Source organism: Shewanella canadensis (assembly GCF_003966225.1).
GTDB lineage: Bacteria > Pseudomonadota > Gammaproteobacteria > Enterobacterales > Shewanellaceae > Shewanella > Shewanella canadensis.
On sequence record NZ_RXNU01000013.1, the window covers coordinates 36666 to 56108 of the forward strand.

At 49.3% G+C, this 19443-nt stretch carries 19 protein-coding genes; 11 read left to right on the top strand and 8 right to left on the bottom strand.

What is annotated here, in order from left to right:
* Positions 1 to 131: 131 nt before the first annotated feature.
* Both EKG38_RS19050 and EKG38_RS19055 read right to left on the bottom strand, forming a co-directional pair.
* The gene (locus EKG38_RS19050; RefSeq protein WP_126522029.1) at positions 132 to 758 is read right to left on the bottom strand and encodes a LysE family translocator; all 627 of its coding nucleotides are present in this window, start codon (positions 756 to 758) and stop codon (positions 132 to 134) included.
* 85 nt (positions 759 to 843) lie between these two features.
* Complete coding sequence (locus EKG38_RS19055) at positions 844 to 1395, bottom strand: lysophospholipid acyltransferase family protein (RefSeq protein WP_126522031.1); 552 nt, start codon at positions 1393 to 1395, stop codon at positions 844 to 846.
* 193 nt (positions 1396 to 1588) lie between these two features.
* Between EKG38_RS19055 and EKG38_RS19060 the strand changes: the two genes are divergently transcribed.
* Together EKG38_RS19060 and EKG38_RS19075 are read left to right on the top strand one after the other, a co-directional pair.
* Positions 1589 to 2011: a YybH family protein gene (locus EKG38_RS19060; RefSeq protein ID WP_126522033.1), complete on the top strand. Its 423-nt coding sequence runs from the start codon at positions 1589 to 1591 to the stop codon at positions 2009 to 2011.
* Positions 2012 to 2561: 550 nt separating this feature from the next.
* Positions 2562 to 2975 carry a Tll0287-like domain-containing protein gene (locus EKG38_RS19075; RefSeq protein WP_126522035.1) on the top strand — a complete coding sequence of 138 codons (414 nt, stop codon included), beginning with the start codon at positions 2562 to 2564 and terminating at the stop codon, positions 2973 to 2975.
* On the opposite strand, the gene EKG38_RS19080 is transcribed toward EKG38_RS19075, so the two are convergent.
* Complete coding sequence (locus EKG38_RS19080; protein ID WP_126522037.1) at positions 2959 to 3717, bottom strand: NRDE family protein; 759 nt, start codon at positions 3715 to 3717, stop codon at positions 2959 to 2961. The two genes, EKG38_RS19075 and EKG38_RS19080, sit on opposite strands and share 17 nt — an antisense overlap.
* A 389-nt stretch (positions 3718 to 4106) precedes the next feature.
* On the bottom strand, positions 4107 to 5636 hold the full coding sequence (locus tag EKG38_RS19085; protein ID WP_126522039.1) for a ZIP family transporter: 1530 nt from the start codon (positions 5634 to 5636) through the stop codon (positions 4107 to 4109).
* A 238-nt stretch (positions 5637 to 5874) separates the two neighbouring features.
* On the opposite strand from EKG38_RS19085, the gene EKG38_RS19090 reads away from it, so the two are divergent.
* The 4 genes from EKG38_RS19090 (at position 5875) to EKG38_RS19105 (ending at position 12452) form a co-directional block, all read left to right on the top strand.
* The gene (locus tag EKG38_RS19090) at positions 5875 to 6480 is read left to right on the top strand and encodes a YhgN family NAAT transporter (protein ID WP_012144764.1); all 606 of its coding nucleotides are present in this window, start codon (positions 5875 to 5877) and stop codon (positions 6478 to 6480) included.
* A gap of 408 nt (positions 6481 to 6888) precedes the next feature.
* Complete coding sequence (locus tag EKG38_RS19095; protein WP_126522041.1) at positions 6889 to 9045, top strand: MGH1-like glycoside hydrolase domain-containing protein; 2157 nt, start codon at positions 6889 to 6891, stop codon at positions 9043 to 9045.
* A gap of 183 nt (positions 9046 to 9228) precedes the next feature.
* Positions 9229 to 9552, top strand: coding sequence for a hypothetical protein (locus tag EKG38_RS19100; protein ID WP_126522043.1), 324 nt, complete (start codon positions 9229 to 9231; stop codon positions 9550 to 9552).
* 14 nt (positions 9553 to 9566) lie between these two features.
* Positions 9567 to 12452: an immune inhibitor A domain-containing protein gene (locus EKG38_RS19105; RefSeq protein WP_126522045.1), complete on the top strand. Its 2886-nt coding sequence runs from the start codon at positions 9567 to 9569 to the stop codon at positions 12450 to 12452.
* Between the two features lie 70 nt (positions 12453 to 12522).
* Here the strand turns inward: EKG38_RS19105 and EKG38_RS19110 are convergent, their stop codons facing one another.
* Complete coding sequence (locus EKG38_RS19110) at positions 12523 to 13086, bottom strand: chorismate--pyruvate lyase family protein (RefSeq protein WP_126522047.1); 564 nt, start codon at positions 13084 to 13086, stop codon at positions 12523 to 12525.
* A gap of 108 nt (positions 13087 to 13194) precedes the next feature.
* Between EKG38_RS19110 and EKG38_RS19115 the strand changes: the two genes are divergently transcribed.
* Positions 13195 to 13608, top strand: coding sequence for a flagellar basal body-associated protein FliL (locus tag EKG38_RS19115; protein ID WP_439332670.1), 414 nt, complete (start codon positions 13195 to 13197; stop codon positions 13606 to 13608).
* 59 nt (positions 13609 to 13667) lie between these two features.
* Complete coding sequence (rlmF, locus tag EKG38_RS19120; RefSeq protein ID WP_126522049.1) at positions 13668 to 14849, top strand: 23S rRNA (adenine(1618)-N(6))-methyltransferase RlmF; 1182 nt, start codon at positions 13668 to 13670, stop codon at positions 14847 to 14849.
* A gap of 56 nt (positions 14850 to 14905) precedes the next feature.
* On the opposite strand, the gene EKG38_RS19125 is transcribed toward rlmF, so the two are convergent.
* Positions 14906 to 15127 (bottom strand): hypothetical protein, encoded by a 222-nt coding sequence (locus EKG38_RS19125; protein ID WP_126522051.1) that lies wholly within the window; start codon positions 15125 to 15127, stop codon positions 14906 to 14908.
* Between the two features lie 244 nt (positions 15128 to 15371).
* Here EKG38_RS19125 and EKG38_RS19130 point away from each other — a divergent pair, with 244 nt between their 5' ends.
* Positions 15372 to 15719 (top strand): hypothetical protein, encoded by a 348-nt coding sequence (locus tag EKG38_RS19130; RefSeq protein ID WP_126522053.1) that lies wholly within the window; start codon positions 15372 to 15374, stop codon positions 15717 to 15719.
* Positions 15720 to 16206: 487 nt separating this feature from the next.
* Here EKG38_RS19130 and EKG38_RS19135 read toward each other — a convergent pair whose 3' ends face one another.
* Positions 16207 to 17112 (bottom strand): substrate-binding domain-containing protein, encoded by a 906-nt coding sequence (locus tag EKG38_RS19135; protein ID WP_126522055.1) that lies wholly within the window; start codon positions 17110 to 17112, stop codon positions 16207 to 16209.
* A gap of 87 nt (positions 17113 to 17199) precedes the next feature.
* Positions 17200 to 18087 (bottom strand): formate dehydrogenase accessory sulfurtransferase FdhD, encoded by an 888-nt coding sequence (locus EKG38_RS19140; RefSeq protein ID WP_126522057.1) that lies wholly within the window; start codon positions 18085 to 18087, stop codon positions 17200 to 17202.
* A 253-nt stretch (positions 18088 to 18340) separates the two neighbouring features.
* On the opposite strand from EKG38_RS19140, the gene EKG38_RS19145 reads away from it, so the two are divergent.
* Both EKG38_RS19145 and EKG38_RS19150 read left to right on the top strand, forming a co-directional pair.
* Positions 18341 to 18811: a DUF3305 domain-containing protein gene (locus EKG38_RS19145; RefSeq protein WP_126522059.1), complete on the top strand. Its 471-nt coding sequence runs from the start codon at positions 18341 to 18343 to the stop codon at positions 18809 to 18811.
* A complete protein-coding gene (locus EKG38_RS19150; protein ID WP_126522061.1) occupies positions 18811 to 19434 on the top strand; it encodes a DUF3306 domain-containing protein in 624 nt (207 codons plus the stop codon). The genes EKG38_RS19145 and EKG38_RS19150 overlap by 1 nt, the downstream gene beginning before the upstream one ends.
* Positions 19435 to 19443 lie beyond the last annotated feature (9 nt).

The following is a 19443-nucleotide window of genomic DNA, read 5'->3' on the forward strand; positions in this document are numbered from 1 at the left end:
GGCTTGCGAATTAAAGAGCAGATCCCGGCCAGAAGCATCGCCGGGATGACGAACGTTTTTTGTTGTTTGCTACTCGTTATTTTTCTTTCAGCATTTGCTCGCAACTCGCAACTCGCAACTGATCACTGCTCTTACCCTTCTCTCGTTACCAGTATTGCCGCTAGCGTGATAAACACGCCACCGCTGGTTCGGTCAAACCAGTGCAGTTTATTACTGGTCTTAAGTGTGGGGGCCAGTACATTGGCCATGCTGGCATAGAGCATCACAAAACTGAAATCGACTACGGCCCAGGTGACCGCCAGCGTTGCTAGCTGTGGTCCCTGTGGGGCAGTGATATCGATAAACTGTGGAAACAGGGCACCAAAAAACAGTAGATCCTTTGGGTTACTTATTCCGACTAAGAAGGCCTGTTTGAACATCTGTTTAGGGCTGCCTTTCCCCTTGATATGTTGAAGATCCAAGCCTTTCGCGCTGGCCTTGGTGAGCAAGAGCTTTATTCCCAGAAATATCAGATAGGCTGCACCACAGTATTTTAAAATCGTAAAGCCATACTCGGTTGCGCTTAGCAGGGCACCGAGACCCGCGGCGGATGCCGCCATTAAGATTAGGGCTGAGGTGACACTGCCTAATGCCGTGGCTAAACTGCGACTCTTGCCATAGTGAATTCCATGACTCATCGATAATACGGCCATTGTGCCGGGAGCGATGGCAATGAGGAGTACCGCGAAAAAATAGAGCAGCCAGGTATCGAAGATCATAGATTGTATAAAATCGTGGGTGATGACCGCACTATAGCGGCCAGTGGTTTAATAGGCAATCCTGGTGTTTAAAAACTCGTCCGTATCAGGGCTGGAAATCAGGTATAACCTTAGTGTGACGTCCTTTAATCGCGCGGTAAAAGGTGATGATCTGATCCATATCCTGCTGCATATCGTCGGTGGTTGGGGTACCTTGCGGAATGATCACCGTTTTATTGCCAAAATCTAAGCCTACGGTAATTATTGGGACTTGTGCCTTGGTCGCAATATGGTAAAACCCGGTTTTCCATCGTTTAACCGGACTCCTGGTGCCTTCCGGCGCTAATGCCAAACTAAAATCGGGATCTGAATTGAAGATTTGTACGACAGCATCGACTAAATTATTGCTCTTGGTTCGGTCAACGGGCCTGCCGCCGATGGCTTTAAAAAACCATCCCCAAGGTGGTATAAACAGTTGATGTTTTCCGAGAAAGTTCACCTTAGCTCCCAATGCCCCACGTGCCAAAACGCCTATGATAAAGTCCCAGTTGCTGGTGTGTGGACCAACGATAGCGACAAACTGACTGTCGGTCGGGAGTGTACCTGAGATAGTCCAGCCAGTTAACTTCAAAACTAATTTGCAAAATTGTTGAAACATATAAAAACTCAATGCTATTTAAAATGAAATCGGCTTCATTATATCGATTGGTATTACAGAATGCCAAGGTGCGAATTCGTTAGTTGAGATAGTATATACTTAAGCCACTTCTCGACATGCTGAATTCTGCATGTCGAGGTCCTTTGAGTATATAATCAATAATACAACCAATCGCGCACATTTGGAGAAAAGCATGTTTAAAAAGGGATTTTCAGCCTTATTGATGCTACTTGCGTTTAGCGCTACCGCGGTGCCAACCGATGATATCGTTCAGATATTATCGATGCAGGAGGATGCCTGGAATCGTGGTGATCTCGACGGTTATATGCAGGGATACTGGCAAAGTGACAAGATGCGTTTCGTCTCAGGAAAGAAGTTTCGCTATGGTTGGGAAGAGACGTTAGCGGCGTATAAGAAAAACTATCCGGATAAGGCGACACTGGGCACCTTAAAGTTCACCATCAAAGACACCAAGATGCTCAGTAATTATGCGGCGATAGTGGTTGGGCGCTGGCAGCTTACCCGGATAAAGGATCAGCCCAATGGTGTGTTTACCCTGCTGGTTGAGAAAATTGATGACCGTTGGGTGATCACCCACGACCACACTTCAAATTAGCCTGCTACCCTAATAACCTGTTGCAGTAACAACTTGCTGTTGTAATAGACTGCCTTGTAGCAAACAGGGCTTGCACTAACCATTAGTTTTATCTAATATCACTTTCGTGATTAGAAAAAACTAATGGAGTAGTCCCCAATGAATCAATATCGCAGCCCGTCCATCCTCGCTATAACTCTCTTAATCTCCTCCTTTTTGGTGAATGCTTCCGAAGAGTTACATCGGGATGCTTTGGGCTTGGTTAAACAGTTCGGCGCTACCTTGAAGCCTCAGTTTATACCAATCGGTATAAGAAAGTGATCTACTCAGAGTTGTTTTTGGCAAACTAATTCAAGGCGAATGGATGAGGGAATGGTGCTCCCTTCTGAAGTCATTCAACGCAGAAGTAGGCAGCCAAAAACACTCCTGAAAGGCGAGTCTTAGCGCATCCGATGCCGTGTTAACGAGCTTAAACGTAGAATAACTATGTTCTTCACTCGTTGCCTTGCCTCAGAAGCGCTAAATTCTCGCTGAGCGATCACATCTTTATCCCGATTGGTATCTACAGGCTATGCAGCAAGGAGGACCGCTAAATGCTGTCGATGTTTGTGCCATTAAGGCGCCTCAAATTGCCCGGGATCTCTCCGAACAATCCGGTTGGAATATCCGCCGGGTCAGCCTGAAGAATCGTAATGCGAGTGCAGCTGCTGACGCTTGGGAACAAAGCGTACTGGAGGAGTTTGAGTTGCAACTTTCCGCCGGGAAGCCGTCGAAAGAGTTAGAGTATGGAGCGCTTGTTGACGGAGAATATCGTTTTATGAAGGCGCAGGTCACGACGCCTCTCTGCCTTAAATGCCATGGCAGCAATCTCGCCCAACCCCTGCACGAAAAGATAAAGATGCACTACCCCAATGATCTCGCCTTAGGTTATCAAGCTGGCGAAATTCGGGGGGCATTCAGCCTTTCGTTTAAGCCGGAACCATAAACACCTGACGGCCAAGGTTTCTGCCTTTGCCGTCATATCTGACTTCGATGAAGCGGGTCTTGCCCTGCTTATCCTGTAATATGATGCTGGTGGAGCGGGTGCCGTACTCTTCGTGGCGAATAAATATTGAAGAGAGGAGTCGCTCCCATTCGACACCTATACCGGTTTGAGGTAGATCAAAATCGCCGGCCCGGGTTTCATCCTTCATGATGCTGATTAACTCTTCAATATCGGGCTCTGCCGATTCGGTTATCAGTTTTTCCAGTGCCAGGCTTCCCCTTGCCATCTTGGGCCAGATATCATCCAGGGCTCCGTTGCTGATCGAGTGAAAGCCCGGGGTTAACAGGGTTAGCCCTTTCGCGGCGCTGTTGAAGCAGTAGAGTTCTTTGGCATGGCCGAAGATTAAGTTGAAAGGGTTGTAGTTTTCACTGTGCTCTCTAAGCCAGCTCACCGTGAGCGGATCATGTCGTTTAAGTGCCTTAATCACTAACTCGCCACGGCTTCTCATATTACTCTTCTGATTCATCGGGTCGCGTAGGTTGGTCAAGGCCGAAAAGTCACCCTCTTTATTGATCCCGAGCCAACTGCCACCCGCTTCAAGGTCTTTACCCGCTAACACTTCACTGTCAGATTTCCAGAAATGGGCTGGCTCGGTGGGACGGTGATGAAACTCGTCCCTGTTAGCACAGACAATCAAGGGGTATTCGGAGTGTTGATTCAGGGCAATAAAGAGAATGCACATGGCTGGTTATCTCTAACAAGGTGATGTTCCTAAGTTAGCCTCGAATGGAAATTAAAGCTATGGGAAAAACTCTGAGGTAAAGAAAGCCACGAGTATCGAGTTTCGAGTGAGATAAAATTAAAAGCTAGATCCAGGCTAAAAGCATCGCCGGGATGACGGGCAGTGAATCTTGGTCTTGGAGGATTAGCTATGGCTGGAGTGGGACATTCTCGACTGTAGGAGCGGCTTTAGCCGCGAATGTTTCCGGGCTGGAAAGCCGTCATTCTGAACTCGTTTCAGAATCTAGCTTTATCTAATTAGTTGAATTCCTGTGCCTAACTGCTAGATCCCGGCTAAAAGCATCGCCGGGATGACGGGCAGTGAGTCTTGAGCTTAAAACTATCTCAACCCTAATGCTTGTGCTCATGGGAGTGGTCATGTGCCTTAGGCTTTAACAGCATGATCCTCGCCATAAACTTTCTTGGGCCTAAGCGTAATAAGCTTGCCGCAAACAGAGTGGCCAGGATGATCAAGGATACTGTGTTTATCGGGTCTGCCAGGGTCATGATGGCATGCCATTGAGGCTCTATTATGGCCGTCATCAGTGAGCAGGTAAGTACCAGAGTGATAACGAGAACCCTGAGTGTCCAGTTCATCAGCTTTAACTGGGCAAGGTTAAAGATCGGCGCCGCGATCAAGGCCAGCATTACCGCTGGCATACTCCAACCACTATAGGCTAACGACAGAGCCAGTACCGCACCACCTAAGTTACAAAAACGCATCGGTAAAAACAGCACGAGTAACACGGCAACTTGAATTGCCGGATTAGCTAAAGGAACTGCCGGATGACCAATGAGATTGGCGAGAATTAAGCTTAGTAGTATCCAGGGCGCACTTCTGTCAATGAGGTGGGCGAAACCGAAACGCCAGGGAGATTTTGGCAGCGAGAGATGCGGATCGGTTGGCTCAACCTTAGCCTGCGTGAGTAGCGCTCCGAGTAGCGAGAGGCCGATCAGCTGAAACAGGGCAATAAGCGGGCCCAATAAAAGTGCGGTAATAATCAGGGCTTCCGGCCCTGCTAATCGTTGTAACCATCTTTGACCCAGCTCCGTATTGTGTGGAGACAAGCCGAAATTGAACCTGATGGCCGCAAAGGTATAGCTGAGCAGTAATACCGGTGCCAGTGTTAGCATCCAATCACCCAGTTGCTCAGTGCTGTGACTGTGATGGTGGTGTTCGTGTCCGCCTGAGTCCATCATTAGCAATACGAACAATAAGCCGATACCGAGTAGGCTGCCGATCCCGGCGTGGTATTCATATTTGCCTTGTTTATCTTCATGACTCTGACCATGGGGTTGGTGCAGTACAACATGAAGAATAGAGCCTGTGACAAAGGCCTGCAGGTACACGGTATTATCCAGACTCAAATGAGCGAGGAGCTGTTCACCGGCAAAGTATCCAACGCTGGTCAGCAGCATCATGCAGCCAAGAACCACCATGGCCCAACGTGCACCCACTTGCGGCTTCAGCAACCACCAGATGGCTAAACCAACAGGGAGTCGATGAAGTATGACCCCTAAGGCCAGTAGAATCGAATTCTCATTTTGCTGAGCCAATACCATGGCCCCGCCGTCTGTGATGGTATGCAGCAGCAGTCCACCTATTCCGAGAATAAGCGTCAGATTATGGGTGACTTCAGAGTATCGGTGGAAGAGTCGTTCACTGGCCGTGGGCCCCCAGAGGCCAATGATGACAAAGATGATGGCAAGGAATCCGCCATGCTCCAGGAGTTCGGGTAAAATATGAACCAGCACTAAACCGCCTAAGGAGACGAATATAAATCCATCCAGGCCTTTCTGGAGTCCGTTTTCTGCCGTGAAAAAGCGATAGAAAATAGGACCTAACAATAGTGCGATACAACTGGCTAGAAGATAGAGCATGATTTCTTAAGAGGAGGCCTTGGAAAACGACACATAGTATACCAGTCTTGAGACGAATAAGTAGAATTTACACACAGAACAAAAAAACGACATGCTGAGGGTGAATATCGAGCAGAAATAGATGAGAATGTCGCCTGTTTCTGTGAGTTGTGAGCTTGCTGGTGTAATTTGTCTATGGAAGTGTTTGAGAAAGGTTATAGAATATAGGGATATATTGGCCTCTCACTAAGCATGTTTTATGGATATCTTTTCCGCCGCAGTTATGTTGTTTCTCATCATGGATCCCTTAGGGAATCTACCTATTTTTGCGTCGATACTGCGTCATATTGAGCCCAAGAAACGCCGTCGGGTACTGATTAGAGAGCTGGTATTTGCACTCGTTATTATGCTGCTATTTTTGTTTGCCGGTGAAGCCATTCTAAACTTTCTGAACCTAAAATCTGAGTCGGTGAGTATTGCCGGCGGTATCATTTTGTTCCTCATCGCGATCAGGATGATCTTTCCTCAGCCGGGTGGTGTCGTTGGATTGGCGGCGGGTGAAGAGCCCTTTATCGTGCCCATGGCCATCCCCTTGATGGCTGGCCCCTCGGTGTTAGCCGCACTGATCCTGTTAGCTCACACAGACAGCTCCCGTATGATGGACTGGACCATAGCCCTGCTGGCTGCATGGGGTGCGAGTGCCGTCATTCTACTCTTCTATAAAGTATTCACTAAGGTACTCGGAGAGAAGGGGCTTACGGCGGTCGAACGTCTGATGGGTATGGTACTCGTAATGATTTCGGTGCAGATGTTCCTGGACGGCATTGCAGATTATATGTCTCACATAGGCCAGGCCGTCCCATAAACTACATTGTAGGAGCGGCTTTAGCCGCGAAGGTCACAGGGGCTGCTCCCGGCTAAAATCCTCGCCGGGATGATGGGCTGATCACTTTAATTCTTCACCGTCATTCTGAACTGGTTTCAGAATCCAGCTTCTGATTTCTCTATTCCAAAAACTAGATCCCGGCTAAAAGCATCGCCGGGATGACAACATAGTTTTTGTTGCTTGTTACTCTTTTTCTTTTTTATCATCTGCTCGCCACTCGCCACTCGCCACTCGCCACTCGCCACTCGCCACTCGCACCTTTCTCCGCTCTGTCTTGAACTTATAACTTACGACTAAAAACTTACCACTTTCTTTTCTCCCTCTTGCATCAAGAGTAGCTTCTCGACATAATCTGGATATTGTATTCAATTGATCTTTGGTTAGTTCATGCTCTCTTGCCTCTTGCTCTGTATTTCAAGCCTCACGACACAGACTTCTGCCGATTATCATGATCTGCTTCCCTATCAAGGAACCCCGACCTCTATGGAGGAGCGGGACAGTAGGGGAAACTTGGTTATCCCGGCTACCTACGTGGATCAGGGGGCATGGCACGGCTTTCATCTCCCCGACACCCCTGAGTATTTTGGCAGCTTTACCGGCCCTCTGTTTATCGCCCAAGAGTACAGTCTTCATCTGAGTGACAGCCTGCAGAGGTTGTCGCTTAAAAACATGGATAGTGGGCAATCCTTAGATTTTGCTCAGGCAACACAGAGTCAGATCTATAGCCGCCCCGATGCATTAGTTCAGCAATTTCGATGGCCCGAGCTCTCACTGGAGATGAGTCTGAGTTATAGCGATAACCGTACATCGGTGATCCGTACCCGGCTCATTAATAACACCATGAGCCCGCAACTCTGGCAGTTAAGTTGGTCCGGCGTCCCTTTTAGCTCTCATCCAAAATTTCCTGAGCATAGAGTCATTAAGCGGCTCGATAGCTGGAAAACGGGAATTAGATGGCATCTTAACCCCATCATGGAGACCTGGCAGATGCAGTTAGCCGATGCCGAGTATGAGATCTGGTTCGATCGTGAGATGCAGATCGAGCTGTTACGGGATCAGGGCTATCGAGCGTCTACGTCGACAGTCTCTCTGGCAGCCGGTGAAAAGCAGGAGTTTTTGAGTGCCCAGCGTTATTTTCATACTCAAGCCGAGCGCATCTCGCATCAGCCGCCGCAGTGGAATGAGATAGACAGGGCACTGGATACCAATCGAGCGCGCTGGCAACAGAGAATCGACCGGGCTATCTCGGGCGGTGATCTGGCTTATCGTAAAATGGCCGTGAAGAGCATGCTCACCTTGATGCATAACTGGCGCAGTCCGGCCGGCGCACTGCTGCATGATGCGGTAACACCATCGGTCACCTATAAATGGTTCAATGGCGTCTGGGCGTGGGATAGCTGGAAGCAAGCGGTGGCCTTGTCCCGTTTCGATACCGAGCTGGCCAAGTCTAATATTTTGGCCATGTTTGATTACCAATTTACCGCCGAGGACAGGGTGCGGCCACAGGATGCCGGCAGCCTGCCCGATGCAATTTTTTACAATAAAGATCCGGCTCGGGGCGGAGAAGGGGGTAACTGGAATGAGCGCAACGGTAAACCGCCGCTGGCTACCTGGGCGGTGTGGGAAATTTATCAACGCAGTGGCGAGCTTGAGTTTGTTGAGCTCATGTACCCGAAACTGGTGGCCTATCATCAATGGTGGTACCGCAATCGCGATCACAATGGCAATGGACTCGCCGAATACGGTGCTAACCTGCATCCGGCACATCTCAAAGAGGGTAAACCGCTGCGCGAGGCGATTATCGAGGCGGCCGCATGGGAATCGGGAATGGATAATGCCCCCAGATTCGATGATGATGCCAGCGTGCAGGTGCTGGAAAACCTTGACGAGAATGGCAAGCTCATAGGGTTTTCTCTGTCTCAGGAGTCGGTGGATCTTAATGCTTACCTGTTTGCTGAAAAAGACCTGCTGGCCAGGATGGCTAAGTTGCAAGGGCTCGATAGGGAGTCTAGCCGCTGGGCGAGTGAAGCGGCTCATTTGAAAGAGCTCATTCAGACCCGCATGTTCGATGAGCGCAGTGGCTTCTTCTATGACTTAAGATTCGATGATTCAGGCTCACATAAAATGACAGATGCCGGAAAGGGCGTTGAGGGCTGGATACCTCTATGGGCCGGCGCCGCCTCTGCCTCGCAGGCAAAGCTGATGGTAGAAAGACATCTGACTGAGAAAGCCTTCGCAACAAAAATTCCATTCCCTACGGTCAGTGCCGATAGCCCGAAGTTCGCCGCGACTCAGTATTGGCGTGGTCCGGTTTGGCTGGATCAGGCCCTGTTTGGGCTAATGGGACTTAAAAAGTATGGTTACGATAAGGAAGCCACACGTCTTGCAACACGCCTGGTGGATCAAGGCGAGGGGATCCTTCAACAGGCGCCCATCAGGGAGAATTATGATCCGCTAACCGGCAAGGGGCTGCACTGCACTAACTTCAGCTGGTCGGCGTCTGTGCTGCTCTTGATCTATGAATCATGGCTGAGTCGGCCGTGAGGCTAATATAGTCAGTTCTGTTTTCCCGAATTAGCCGCCCGCTGTACGGTATAGAGGATAAAACGATCAATTTCGACGGATTAAGCGCAAAGCTAGGTAAAGACCGGATAAATGTTGACGATAAGCTGTGAAACCGCCCCTCAGGCTGTTACAGTTTTGTGAGTTAATGTTATTGGGTGTGCTATGAAAACCGTCCTCTCTTTATTTGCCTCCATCATCTCCGTGGCCTTGGTGTCAGGCATGCTGACGGCCTGTGCTTCGGGCCCAGACGACAGGAGTTCGTCGGCTAACGATGCACTATCCGATGCGCCTGTTAATAATCAGAAACAGATATCCCCCTGTGGCGCCATGCCGCCCATTAAAGATCGGTCTAAACTTAAACAAAGCCTACTGGAAAGGGGGCTGATAAAAGAAGAGATGAGCCTTGATGAGACCGACAGAGTCGTTGCCGAATATATCAGTAAAAGACAGCAAGCCTTCGAGCATTGCCCGAAGAAGAGAAAGTGAAAATAGGTGTTCAGATGAATAGAAAAAACGGTGTTAATCTGCTTTCTACGCTCGGGTTATCCCTGCTCCTTGCAATGAGTGGTGTTATCTCTCTTCCTGTCGCCGCCCAAGACGGGAGCTCGGCGATCGATAACCCCTCATCCGGGACATTGGCCGATGCCGGAGTCATCAATAAAGAGCAGATCCTCTATTGGTTAATCAAGCGAGGTGAGCTGTCTGCCGAAGCGAGTGAGGCCGAAAAGCGCTCCTCAGTCGCAGCATTTACCCAGCGTGCGACAGGTTTTCAGAGTAAGGGAGGGCTCGTAGAGGCGGAATTTGAAAAGTTAAGACTGAAGTCGAGCGCTAATGCTAAGGCTCGCAGGAGTCCTTTATTGGGATCCGTTGAAGTCTTTGCCGATGCCGATATCACCAAGACCGTTAAGGTGTTGGGAGTATTAGTCGACTTTCCCGATCTTCCCTATGACGCTAATCGACTCACTGCCAGCGACACCCCTATGTTTTATTCCAGTTATCCGACTTCTCATTATCGGGATCTGATGTTTTCGACTTCAGGTTTTACCGGCCCTCAGGGGCAAAACCTAATGACCGGGTATCAATATTATCAGGCGGTTTCGGGTGACAGTTTCTTTTTTACCGGGGACGTCAAAGGCTGGGTAACGGCGGATAATAACGCCTCATTTTATGGTGGCAACGATGTCGATAACAATGATAATGACAAGGCGGTGCCGGATCTCGTCAAAGAAGCAGTGACTAAGGTTGTAGCGGGCATGACAGCATCTGAATTAGCCAGTTATGACGTTGAAGACCCCTTCGATATCGACGGCGATGGAAATTTTGATGAATCCGATGGCGATATCGACCATGTGATGCTGTTTCACTCCAGTGTCGGCGAAGAGGCGGGCGGTGGCGTACTCGGGGCCGATGCTATCTGGTCTCATCGTTTTTTCGTCTACACAGGCGGTAATCCGGGCTACACCATCCCGGGAACCGGTAAGAAAGTCTTTGGCTACACCGTGCAGCCCATAGACGCCGCAGCGGGTGTCGTGGTGCATGAATTTGGCCATGATCTGGGCTTGCCCGACGAGTATGACACCACTAACACGGGTGATGGCTCACCCGTGGGGTCTTGGTCGGTGATGTCGGGTGGTAGTTGGACCGGGGATATTCCCGGGGCCCAGCCAACCGATTTTAGCCCCTATGCCAAGTCATATCTGCAACAAAAGTATAAGGGAAGATGGATAACGGAACAGGAGATATTACTCGATAATATCCCCAAGAGCGGTCTGGATGTTCAACTGGTCGAAGCGGTGAATCATGCGCAGATAAATCAGATATCGATTCCTCTGCCCGCTGCTGCTATTCCGTTTAAGCAGCCCTATGGTGGCAGCTATCAGTACTATTCCGGTCAGGGGCACCTTATCAATAATGCCGCCTCATTCGAGGTCGACCTCCCAAGTACAACCCCCCTTACCCTGAAGATGAAGGCACACTGGAACATTGAGCTTGATTATGATTACGCTCAGGTGATGGTCGACGGTGTCGTCATTGCCGGTAATCACACTAAGGCGAGCAACACCATCAACGGGGCCAGAAATATCATCACCGGCACCTCGGCCGATATTGGGGGTGCAGAGGGACCCGATAACTGGGTCGATCTTGAGTATGATCTCAGTGCCTATGCCGGTCGAACCAATGCTCAGATAAGTATCATCTATCGTACCGATGAGGCCGTTGGGGATTACGGACTGGCTATCGATAACCTGGTTATCATGGTGGCAGCCTCACAGGTTTACCTTGATGATGCGGAAACACCGGCCACCATGAATTTAGCCGGTTTTTCCAGAATAGAGAGCGAGCGTCCAGGTGATTCACGTCGTTATATCATTCAGCTACGTAGCCATAACGGTGTGGATGCGGGTTTACCCAGCCACTCTTACGAACCCGGAGTCTTACTCTGGTTAGAGAACTTCAGTTACTCAGATAATAACTCGAGTGAACATGCCGGCGTGGGCTTAATCGGCGTTGTCGATGCCGATCAGAATCTGATCGGCAACAATAGTACAGATATACAGATCCGCGATGCCACATTTAGCATGTTCAATCAGTCGAGCTTTTTCGGCGATGAGCACCTGACCTCAGTCTCTCTGTTCGATGACAACTTGGATTACAGCGCACCACTCAAACCTCAGGCAGGCATATTGCTGCCTGAGCTGGGTCTGACTATGGAGGTTGTAGCGCAGAGTACCGACTCGAGTACGGCTACTGTACGCTTGAAATATGGTGAAGGTGTGACCCCTGAGCCTGAGTTGCTTAATGCCTCAATTACCGCTCAGCAAGTGGCGGGAACCGTAAGCTTCAGCGCTGCTGTGAGTGGAGGAGAGGGTAGTTACACTTATGCCTGGGAGTTTGGTGTCATTGGTGCAAGCAGCATGCTGGCAAATCCCACCTACACCTATAGTGAGTCAAATGACTATGCGGTCTCTCTGGTTGTTACCGATAGCGTAGGTGCGACAGCCAGTGATCAGCTGTTAATTAACGTTCAGGTTCCTCCTACCGCGAACTTTAGCTATGTCAGCGATAATCTTAGCATCACACTGAGTAACGCCTCGAGCGCGGGAGTGGGTGAACTCAGCTACCTGTGGAGTTTCGGAGATGGACAGACGAGTACCTCGGTATCGCCCAGCCATACCTATGCGAATGAGGGTAGCTATACGGTCTCGCTTAGGGTGACCGACGAAGCTAACAATGTGAGTACCCACTCTATTTCAGTCACTGTGACGGCTGCTGTGGTGACGCCACCTGTGATTCCATCGACTGATTCGGGTTCAGGCGGAGGAAGTCTGGGTTGGTTTAGCCTTGCACTAGTCGCGATGTTAGGTTTCAGAAGACGATACAGTTAGCGAGTAGGCTCAGACTTAGAGATAGAAAACGCCCTCGGGGGCGTTTTTTCATTTCTGTTCGTCGATGTGATTATAGGTTTTCAATCGCCTGACGGGCTGCGGGCAGGAAGGTCTCACCGACGATAAGCTGCTCGCCTTGATATGAGAAGTAGCGTCGACGCCCCCATAACTCTTGTGTGAGAGGCTGGTGGAGCGATTCGATCAGATCAGCCAGCTTCTGACAAGGGGTGAAGTGCGCTACCTCAATTTTACCCGGTGTAAACTCATTGTTGGTATAAAGCAGTTCACCCAGAGGACGGGTACCGAGATTTAACAGCTCATTTTTTTTCTTATCCAGCAGGCTACCCGGGATTAAGGTTCGGGCGAAAACCCAGGGTGTCCCATCCAGAGAGAGCAGGACTTCACGGACCCAAACCTTGTTCTGATTTGGAAATTCGTTATCGAATGGGACTAATGTTCCCTCACCGAGCACCTTAACTTCAAATTCATCACAGTAAGAGCGTAATTTTTGAGTTAAACTCTCAGATGAAAGTAACCAATCGGTTAAAGGTGATTTGGGCAGGTCGATGGTTTTTTCTGGTGAAAACCACTGAATTGATTCACCATAGGGGAAGCTTAACCTAGTCACACTCATTTAATTCTCGGTACAATACTGGCTGGCAATCTGGTGCAGTCTAGCATGCTGGAATATGATAGTCAGAAAGATCAGCAGGCATTTGTTACACAAGAGTAGGAGTCATTCTTGAAAATTCAAAAATTAGCATCGCTACTGCTTATTTTAGTCGCGACCGTTTTAAGCTTTGGTGCTTATGCCGAAGATGGAGATATTGTAGATAACTATGCCTATTATGGCTTCGAACCCGATCTCATCACCAATTATATCTCTACCGGTAAGAAGATGGGCTTTGTACGTATCGGTATCGAGCTGATGGTGAAAGATCCCGACGACTTGATGGCCCTCGAGCATCATGATCCTCTGTTGCGAGCCGCCATCCTGGAGATCATGGGAAGCCAGACCGCCGATAAGGTTAAGTCGCTGACCGGACGCGAAGAGATCAGACGTGAATGCTATGACACCGTCAATCGTCTTATCGAACGGGAAACCGGCAAGGCCATTATCGTCAACCTGCTTTTCACTAAGTACCTCTACGATTAGATTTTTCACCTCCCTCTACTGCTGCCGTTAGTGTCTCGACTGACGGCATAAGATCCCATATGACTAAGCCCACTCAAAAACAGAACAGCAAGAAACCAATCACTCAGAAGCTGGCCCGACGAAAGAAGCCTGCAGGCAAGCGACAAGCTAAGCCTGAAGCAAACCTCGATACAAGAGGCAAGACCGAAACGACGACTGAGAAAAAAGGCCTCCATGAGCGAAATCTGCACCGGGACGGCTATGACTTCGAGAAGTTAATTGAGGCGACTCCGGCGCTTAAGTCTTATGTCAGGCCGAATCCTTACGGTAACCTTTCGATAGATTTTGCCGATCCCTTAGCCGTTAAGGCATTGAACCTGGCCCTGCTGCAACTTCACTATCGGGTTAAGTATTGGGATATCCCGGCAGGATTTCTCTGTCCTCCCATCCCTGGTCGAGTCGACTATCTTCACTATGTTGCCGACCTGTTGGCCGGAGTTGACTCGAACATTCTTGAGGATAAAAGTGATGAGCCAAAGGCGGGACAAAATGTCCCATACGCTTCTAGCCCTAAACCTAAACCTCAGAAAAAGATGAAGATTAACGCCCTGGATATCGGCACCGGCGCCAACGGCATCTACCCGATACTCGGCATTCAAGCCTACGGCTGGCGATTTGTCGCCAGCGATGTGGACCCGTTGTCGATAGAGAACGTCAATCGGATTGTCGGGCAAAACAAGGCCTTGCAAGGCAAGTTAAAGACACGGCTACAAACCGATCATCAAAAAGTGTTCCACGGTATTATTTATGCCGATGACAGATTCGATATCACCCTCTGTAACCCGCCATTTCACGGGTCTCTGAGTGAGGCGAGCGAAGGTAGCCTTCGTAAGGTGAAGAACTTAGCCGCTAACCGGGCGGCGAAGGGACATAAGCCCGAGCCAGCTGGCAGTGAAAAACTCCCTGCCAACGAGCTTAACTTCGGTGGCCAGAAGGCCGAGCTTTGGTGCGTGGGCGGCGAGAAGCTGTTCCTCTCTAACATGATCCGCGAGAGTAAAGATTTTGCCACCCAGTGTTTGTGGTTCACCAGCCTGGTATCGAAGAAGGAAAACCTGCAGCCCTGCTACGCCGCACTGGAAAAGGCGGGGGCGGTAACGGTGAAGACAATAGATATGGCACAAGGCAATAAGCTTACCCGAGTTTTGGCTTGGAGTTTTTTGACTCCATCACAAAGGGATCTTTGGGCAAAATACCGGGGTTAAGTGTCGCTCTTAACCTTTGAGCGGTTTATTTATCAGGCTTCGCCTGACCCTGATAGTTAGACTTCGTCTAACAACTTGAGATGAGTGATTGTATCACTCTTCGGCTTATCAGCCGAGAAACGTCGTGGGTTTTCCACCCACACCCGAGAGAAAGGGAGGATCAACAGCAATCCCCCCCTCTCCCAACTCCCCATGCCGCCCCTCACGAAGTTACATGCATTGAGTACGGGCCTCGGTGTATTTTCGAAAATAACTATCGCCTCATATTCGCCATCCATGGCTCACCTAAGGCTATCTCGGCATCCATGCCTCAATCACGTGATTTTCTTTAATCCTCCTCAGCAACTTCCAACGGGGAATAATCGTATCCGAAGGATTACTGCGTGTGCAGAGTGTTTTGATATCTGTTAGGGAAGTCTAAGCCTTGTAAAAATCTTATAACTAACATAAATTCAATTGGATATGTCACGCGTTTTGCCAGTTGTGTATACGCGTTCTGTAGCTTTTTTCATAGGTGAATCAATGCTTAATCGAGCAGTATTAATAATAAAATACAAACAGCCAGCTGTTGATTGGATTAATCAAGTTGATCCATATGACTCTTCGAAGATGACTCTAAAATCGGCTAATGAAGAATCTAGTGTTTACTTAATTGATCAAGATGCAGCCGATTCACCTGAATCTCTCAGGAGCTGGATCGAATTGAATCTTGAGGCATTATTTATAGACGAACTTAACGGTTGGTACACAGAGGAGTCATTATGGCCTACTGACCTGAATGTGGAGCTATTTAATCGTTGGTTTACTATCGAGTGTCACACAGTTATTACTGATACTGTAGGCACGCCGATTGTCGATGATGGAATATAAACGGGTTCGTAACAGTCGGTTTTGTCTAGTTTTAAGTGACGAATAAAGGGGTCGTAGCCTTTTAAACATTAACGCCAAATCGAAGAGGTTGATAACCCGGTGTAGATGCGGCTGCGAGCTTCCAAAACATGGATGTTTTGGCAGAGCCTACAGGGAGTGTATTCACGGCGTCTCGCAGAAGTGTCTGCACTTAAGCGAGCCGCAGGCTATTAATAACAAAAAGGGTCAATGTTTAAAATGACCCAATTAAATATTCAACCCCGCATCGCGCCCAACAAAAAGTTACTTCAATAATTGTTAACCGACAACCCCTAACAGCGTTAGCGTCGAATAGGCCGTAGGCCGTCTGATAGCGAAGCGTCGTCTTGGCTTCACCAGCCTCGCCCCTAGAACCTGAAACCTCGAATCTCGAATCAATAGCGAAGCGTCGTCTTAGCTTTACCAGCCTCGCACCTCGTCCCTAAAACCTAGAACCTAGAACCTTCAGTTAAGAGGGATTCCACAGCAACTGTCCACAGTCAGTCAGATCATATCCACCTAAAGTGGCGGCCAGTTGGCGTGTTTGGCTGCTGGCAAGCATATCGAACAGATGCTGTAGCTGGCGGCGGAAGTAGATCCCTTGTGGCATGACGAAGTCGAAGGATTCGGTGATCAGCGGAATAAAGCTGAGGCCACTCTCCATGGCAACCGATTTGCAGCCGAAACCGATATCGGCATCGCCACGAGCGATAAAGGCGGCGAGTTCACGCTCGCTGTAGGCGGTGACATTGGCGTTAAGATGAGACAGGGCGGCGCCCTGCTTCATTAGCCAATGTTCCAGATGTTGTTGACTGCCTGCACCAGCCTGTCTGTCGACCCAACGCCAGGGCAGCGAGACAATCTTCTCCTCCTCCTGACATTGTTGCAGCATATCGTTGCGCACCATCAGCCCCTGCTTACGGGTATAGCCGTGAACCATGACCCACTGTTGGTGGTTGGCATAGCCCTTAAGCAGTGCCGGGTGGCGAATGTTACGTTCATCGACGCTGCCCCAGTGCAGTGTGCAGACATCGGCATAGCCGCGGGACAAGAGATCTAAGCCCATTCGTGAACCGGTCGAGCTGTAACTGATCAAGTCGCTCTTACCAATCTGAGTCATCAAGCGGGAGACCAGCATAGACAGCAGAGGGTCGTCGCTGCCGGTGATGTGCATACGATCTGACAGCATGCCGCTGTGGCAAGAGTCCATGATCCAGCGATCGATCAGAATCTTAGGAAACAGCCATTTACCCGTGATTTTAGTCGCGGGTAAGACTCTGTCGTTCGCCATGGCATAGACCTTTTTTTCATTAAGATCTAAATACTCAGCGACCTGTTTTGCGCTCATATAGACGAGTTCGCTTGGTTCTGTCATTGCTGTTCCTTACGGAAGAGTTCTACGGGAGAACTCCTGAAAATATATTTTATCGTGTTCAAACTGGTATCCGTTAACTCGTTTCTGTTAACTGGTTTTAGCCGGGCGTTTAGGTGGCATCGCATCGAGTTCGACATTTTCGGCGCCATGGTAGATGAGGAAGTGCTTGCCTTTTGCCCTGGCAATCATGGTGATGCCGAGTTTCTGTGCCAGTTCCAGTCCCATCTGAGTTGCGCCGCTGCGTGACAGCACGATGGGAATGCCCATCTTAGCCACTTTTATCACCATCTCTGAGGTCAATCGCCCTGTGGTGTAAAAGAGTTTGTTATTGCCTGTGTCTTGCTTCAACCACATCTCACCGGCGAGCGTATCTACCGCATTATGGCGACCCACATCTTCGACAAAATCGACGATTTGATCGTCCTGACACAGTCCACAACCATGAACCGCGCCAGCATTCTTGTAGGTTTCATTATAAGTGCTGATATTTTTCAGCAGGCTATAGATCATGCTCTGTTTGAGTTGAGGTTGAGGCAGAACGATATCATCGAGTCCATCCATGAAGCCGCCGTAAACCGTGCCCTGACCACAGCCTGTGGTGACTGTTTTTTCAGAGAGTTTCTCCTCTAAGTCAGCCGTACTTTCCGATGTGATAATGGCTGCCGAGTTCACATCCCAGTCAACAATCACAGACTCTAATTGCTTAAGGTCGGAGATGAAGCCTTGGTTTTTCAGATATCCCAGCGCAAGGGATTCGGCTCGGGCACCTAAAGTCATCAAGGTAACGATAGGGCGCCAGTTGAGGTAGACAGTCAGCGGGCGTTCGCAAGCAATATGCTTCTCGACTCGTTCTCCATTCTCATCTATGGCGTTAACGGCAATGGTTAGCGGCACAGTGGTATCGGTTTTAATTAAGCTGGGTTTGTGCTGGCTCAAGGCTGGACACTCATTTTGAACATTCGATGGAGAGAGCATAGCAATAATTGTACCTAGGTTTGGATTCCTCGCCCCAATGCGTGATCTCTCTCATTCTACGTTTCGAAAGCGTCCTTTTATGTCCTAACCTGAATTGCATATAGGACAAATTGTCCTAATCTTAGTCGGGAATTGATGATCTAGCTCAAGTTATCTCAACCTTTAGGCTGGCATGTATATTGCTTTACTAGGGATAGAGTTCTTTAGCTGGCCTGTCATCTCGACACGCCTCTACAGGCAAGACGGAGACTAAATGCAACATACCGAAAGCCAATGGCCTATGCACGTTTCTCTTAAAAAAGTAGAGAAACAAGTTGGACGCTGGACCTCTGTGACTTGGGAGCTGGATCAGATATTACCGGCGACTCACCAGGCACCGGAAGGCGCCAAAGTCGTAGTGCTTGAACTACATAAAGATGAGCGCGCGAGTTACCGTTTAAATCTGGATATGGACAACGCCATGTTGTACATCGTCTGTGATGAGCTGGAGGATGGAACCTGGGTTCCGGCTGCGGTCTCTGCCGATCAGAATGTCGCCGCAGGTTGCCTCGAAGGTGACACGCCAGTACTTAACCTGCTAATGCCTGGTGCTATCGCATGTTGGATCGAAGCCTTTATTACCCGTCACGGTGAGGTTGAGATCTGCGCCCATCGTCGTAAGCATGTAAATCGCCGCAAGAATGAAGGTCCAAGTAACAATAATAACTTTGGGCAGAGAAACTGATGAGCGATAAACCTAGCGGATTACTTTCGCGTTGGAACCTTCGCCGCCAGCAGGTGGCCGATGAGCAAGAAGCGGAAAAAAAAGCACTGGAGACTGCAGAGCAAGCCGAAGCATCAATCCAGGAAACTTCGCTTGAAGGCTCTTCGTTTCAAGATGCGTCGACTGAGGCATCGGCAGAGTCCCAAGCGGAAGATAAAATTCTTTCTGCCGAGGAGTTACCGGATCCCGAAAAGATTGAGGTGGGTGGCAGCTTCGCGAGTTTTATGGCCGACAACGTCGACCCCACCGCTAAGGCCGCAGCGCTGAAAGCCCTCTGGAAACAGCCGCAATACAGTGAGATTGATGGTCTGCTCGAATACGCCCTCGACTACAGTAACCAGCCTAAGTTGACACCAGAGCACTCAGCCGAAATCGCCAAGAAAATTTTCCGTCATGTCACTAAGGACAAGGAAGAGGAGCAAGAGGGCGAAGAGACATTGACTGCCAAACTTGATACCCAAGCGGAGGAGATAGCGGCTCATTCAGGTGAAGAAGTAAGCGGGGACATTTTGGACGTCCAGAGTGATGACTTGACCCAAAATGAACCACAAAAGCAAGATGAATCCAAGGTGACGGTTTCTTAACGTTATTTT

Excerpts from the sequence above, each read along its gene's own strand:
- EKG38_RS19050 (WP_126522029.1), bottom strand. The coding sequence starts at position 758 with ATGATCTTCGATACCTGGCTGCTCTATTTTTTCGCGGTACTCCTCATT.
- EKG38_RS19055 (WP_126522031.1), bottom strand. The coding sequence starts at position 1,395 with ATGTTTCAACAATTTTGCAAATTAGTTTTGAAGTTAACTGGCTGGACT.
- EKG38_RS19060 (WP_126522033.1), top strand. The coding sequence starts at position 1,589 with ATGTTTAAAAAGGGATTTTCAGCCTTATTGATGCTACTTGCGTTTAGC.
- EKG38_RS19075 (WP_126522035.1), top strand. The coding sequence starts at position 2,562 with ATGCAGCAAGGAGGACCGCTAAATGCTGTCGATGTTTGTGCCATTAAG.
- EKG38_RS19080 (WP_126522037.1), bottom strand. The coding sequence starts at position 3,717 with ATGTGCATTCTCTTTATTGCCCTGAATCAACACTCCGAATACCCCTTG.
- EKG38_RS19085 (WP_126522039.1), bottom strand. The coding sequence starts at position 5,636 with ATGCTCTATCTTCTAGCCAGTTGTATCGCACTATTGTTAGGTCCTATT.
- EKG38_RS19090 (WP_012144764.1), top strand. The coding sequence starts at position 5,875 with ATGGATATCTTTTCCGCCGCAGTTATGTTGTTTCTCATCATGGATCCC.
- EKG38_RS19095 (WP_126522041.1), top strand. The coding sequence starts at position 6,889 with ATGCTCTCTTGCCTCTTGCTCTGTATTTCAAGCCTCACGACACAGACT.
- EKG38_RS19100 (WP_126522043.1), top strand. The coding sequence starts at position 9,229 with ATGAAAACCGTCCTCTCTTTATTTGCCTCCATCATCTCCGTGGCCTTG.
- EKG38_RS19105 (WP_126522045.1), top strand. The coding sequence starts at position 9,567 with ATGAATAGAAAAAACGGTGTTAATCTGCTTTCTACGCTCGGGTTATCC.
- EKG38_RS19110 (WP_126522047.1), bottom strand. The coding sequence starts at position 13,086 with ATGAGTGTGACTAGGTTAAGCTTCCCCTATGGTGAATCAATTCAGTGG.
- rlmF (WP_126522049.1), top strand. The coding sequence starts at position 13,668 with ATGACTAAGCCCACTCAAAAACAGAACAGCAAGAAACCAATCACTCAG.
- EKG38_RS19125 (WP_126522051.1), bottom strand. The coding sequence starts at position 15,127 with ATGGATGGCGAATATGAGGCGATAGTTATTTTCGAAAATACACCGAGG.
- EKG38_RS19130 (WP_126522053.1), top strand. The coding sequence starts at position 15,372 with ATGCTTAATCGAGCAGTATTAATAATAAAATACAAACAGCCAGCTGTT.
- EKG38_RS19135 (WP_126522055.1), bottom strand. The coding sequence starts at position 17,112 with ATGACAGAACCAAGCGAACTCGTCTATATGAGCGCAAAACAGGTCGCT.
- EKG38_RS19140 (WP_126522057.1), bottom strand. The coding sequence starts at position 18,087 with ATGCTCTCTCCATCGAATGTTCAAAATGAGTGTCCAGCCTTGAGCCAG.
- EKG38_RS19145 (WP_126522059.1), top strand. The coding sequence starts at position 18,341 with ATGCAACATACCGAAAGCCAATGGCCTATGCACGTTTCTCTTAAAAAA.
- EKG38_RS19150 (WP_126522061.1), top strand. The coding sequence starts at position 18,811 with ATGAGCGATAAACCTAGCGGATTACTTTCGCGTTGGAACCTTCGCCGC.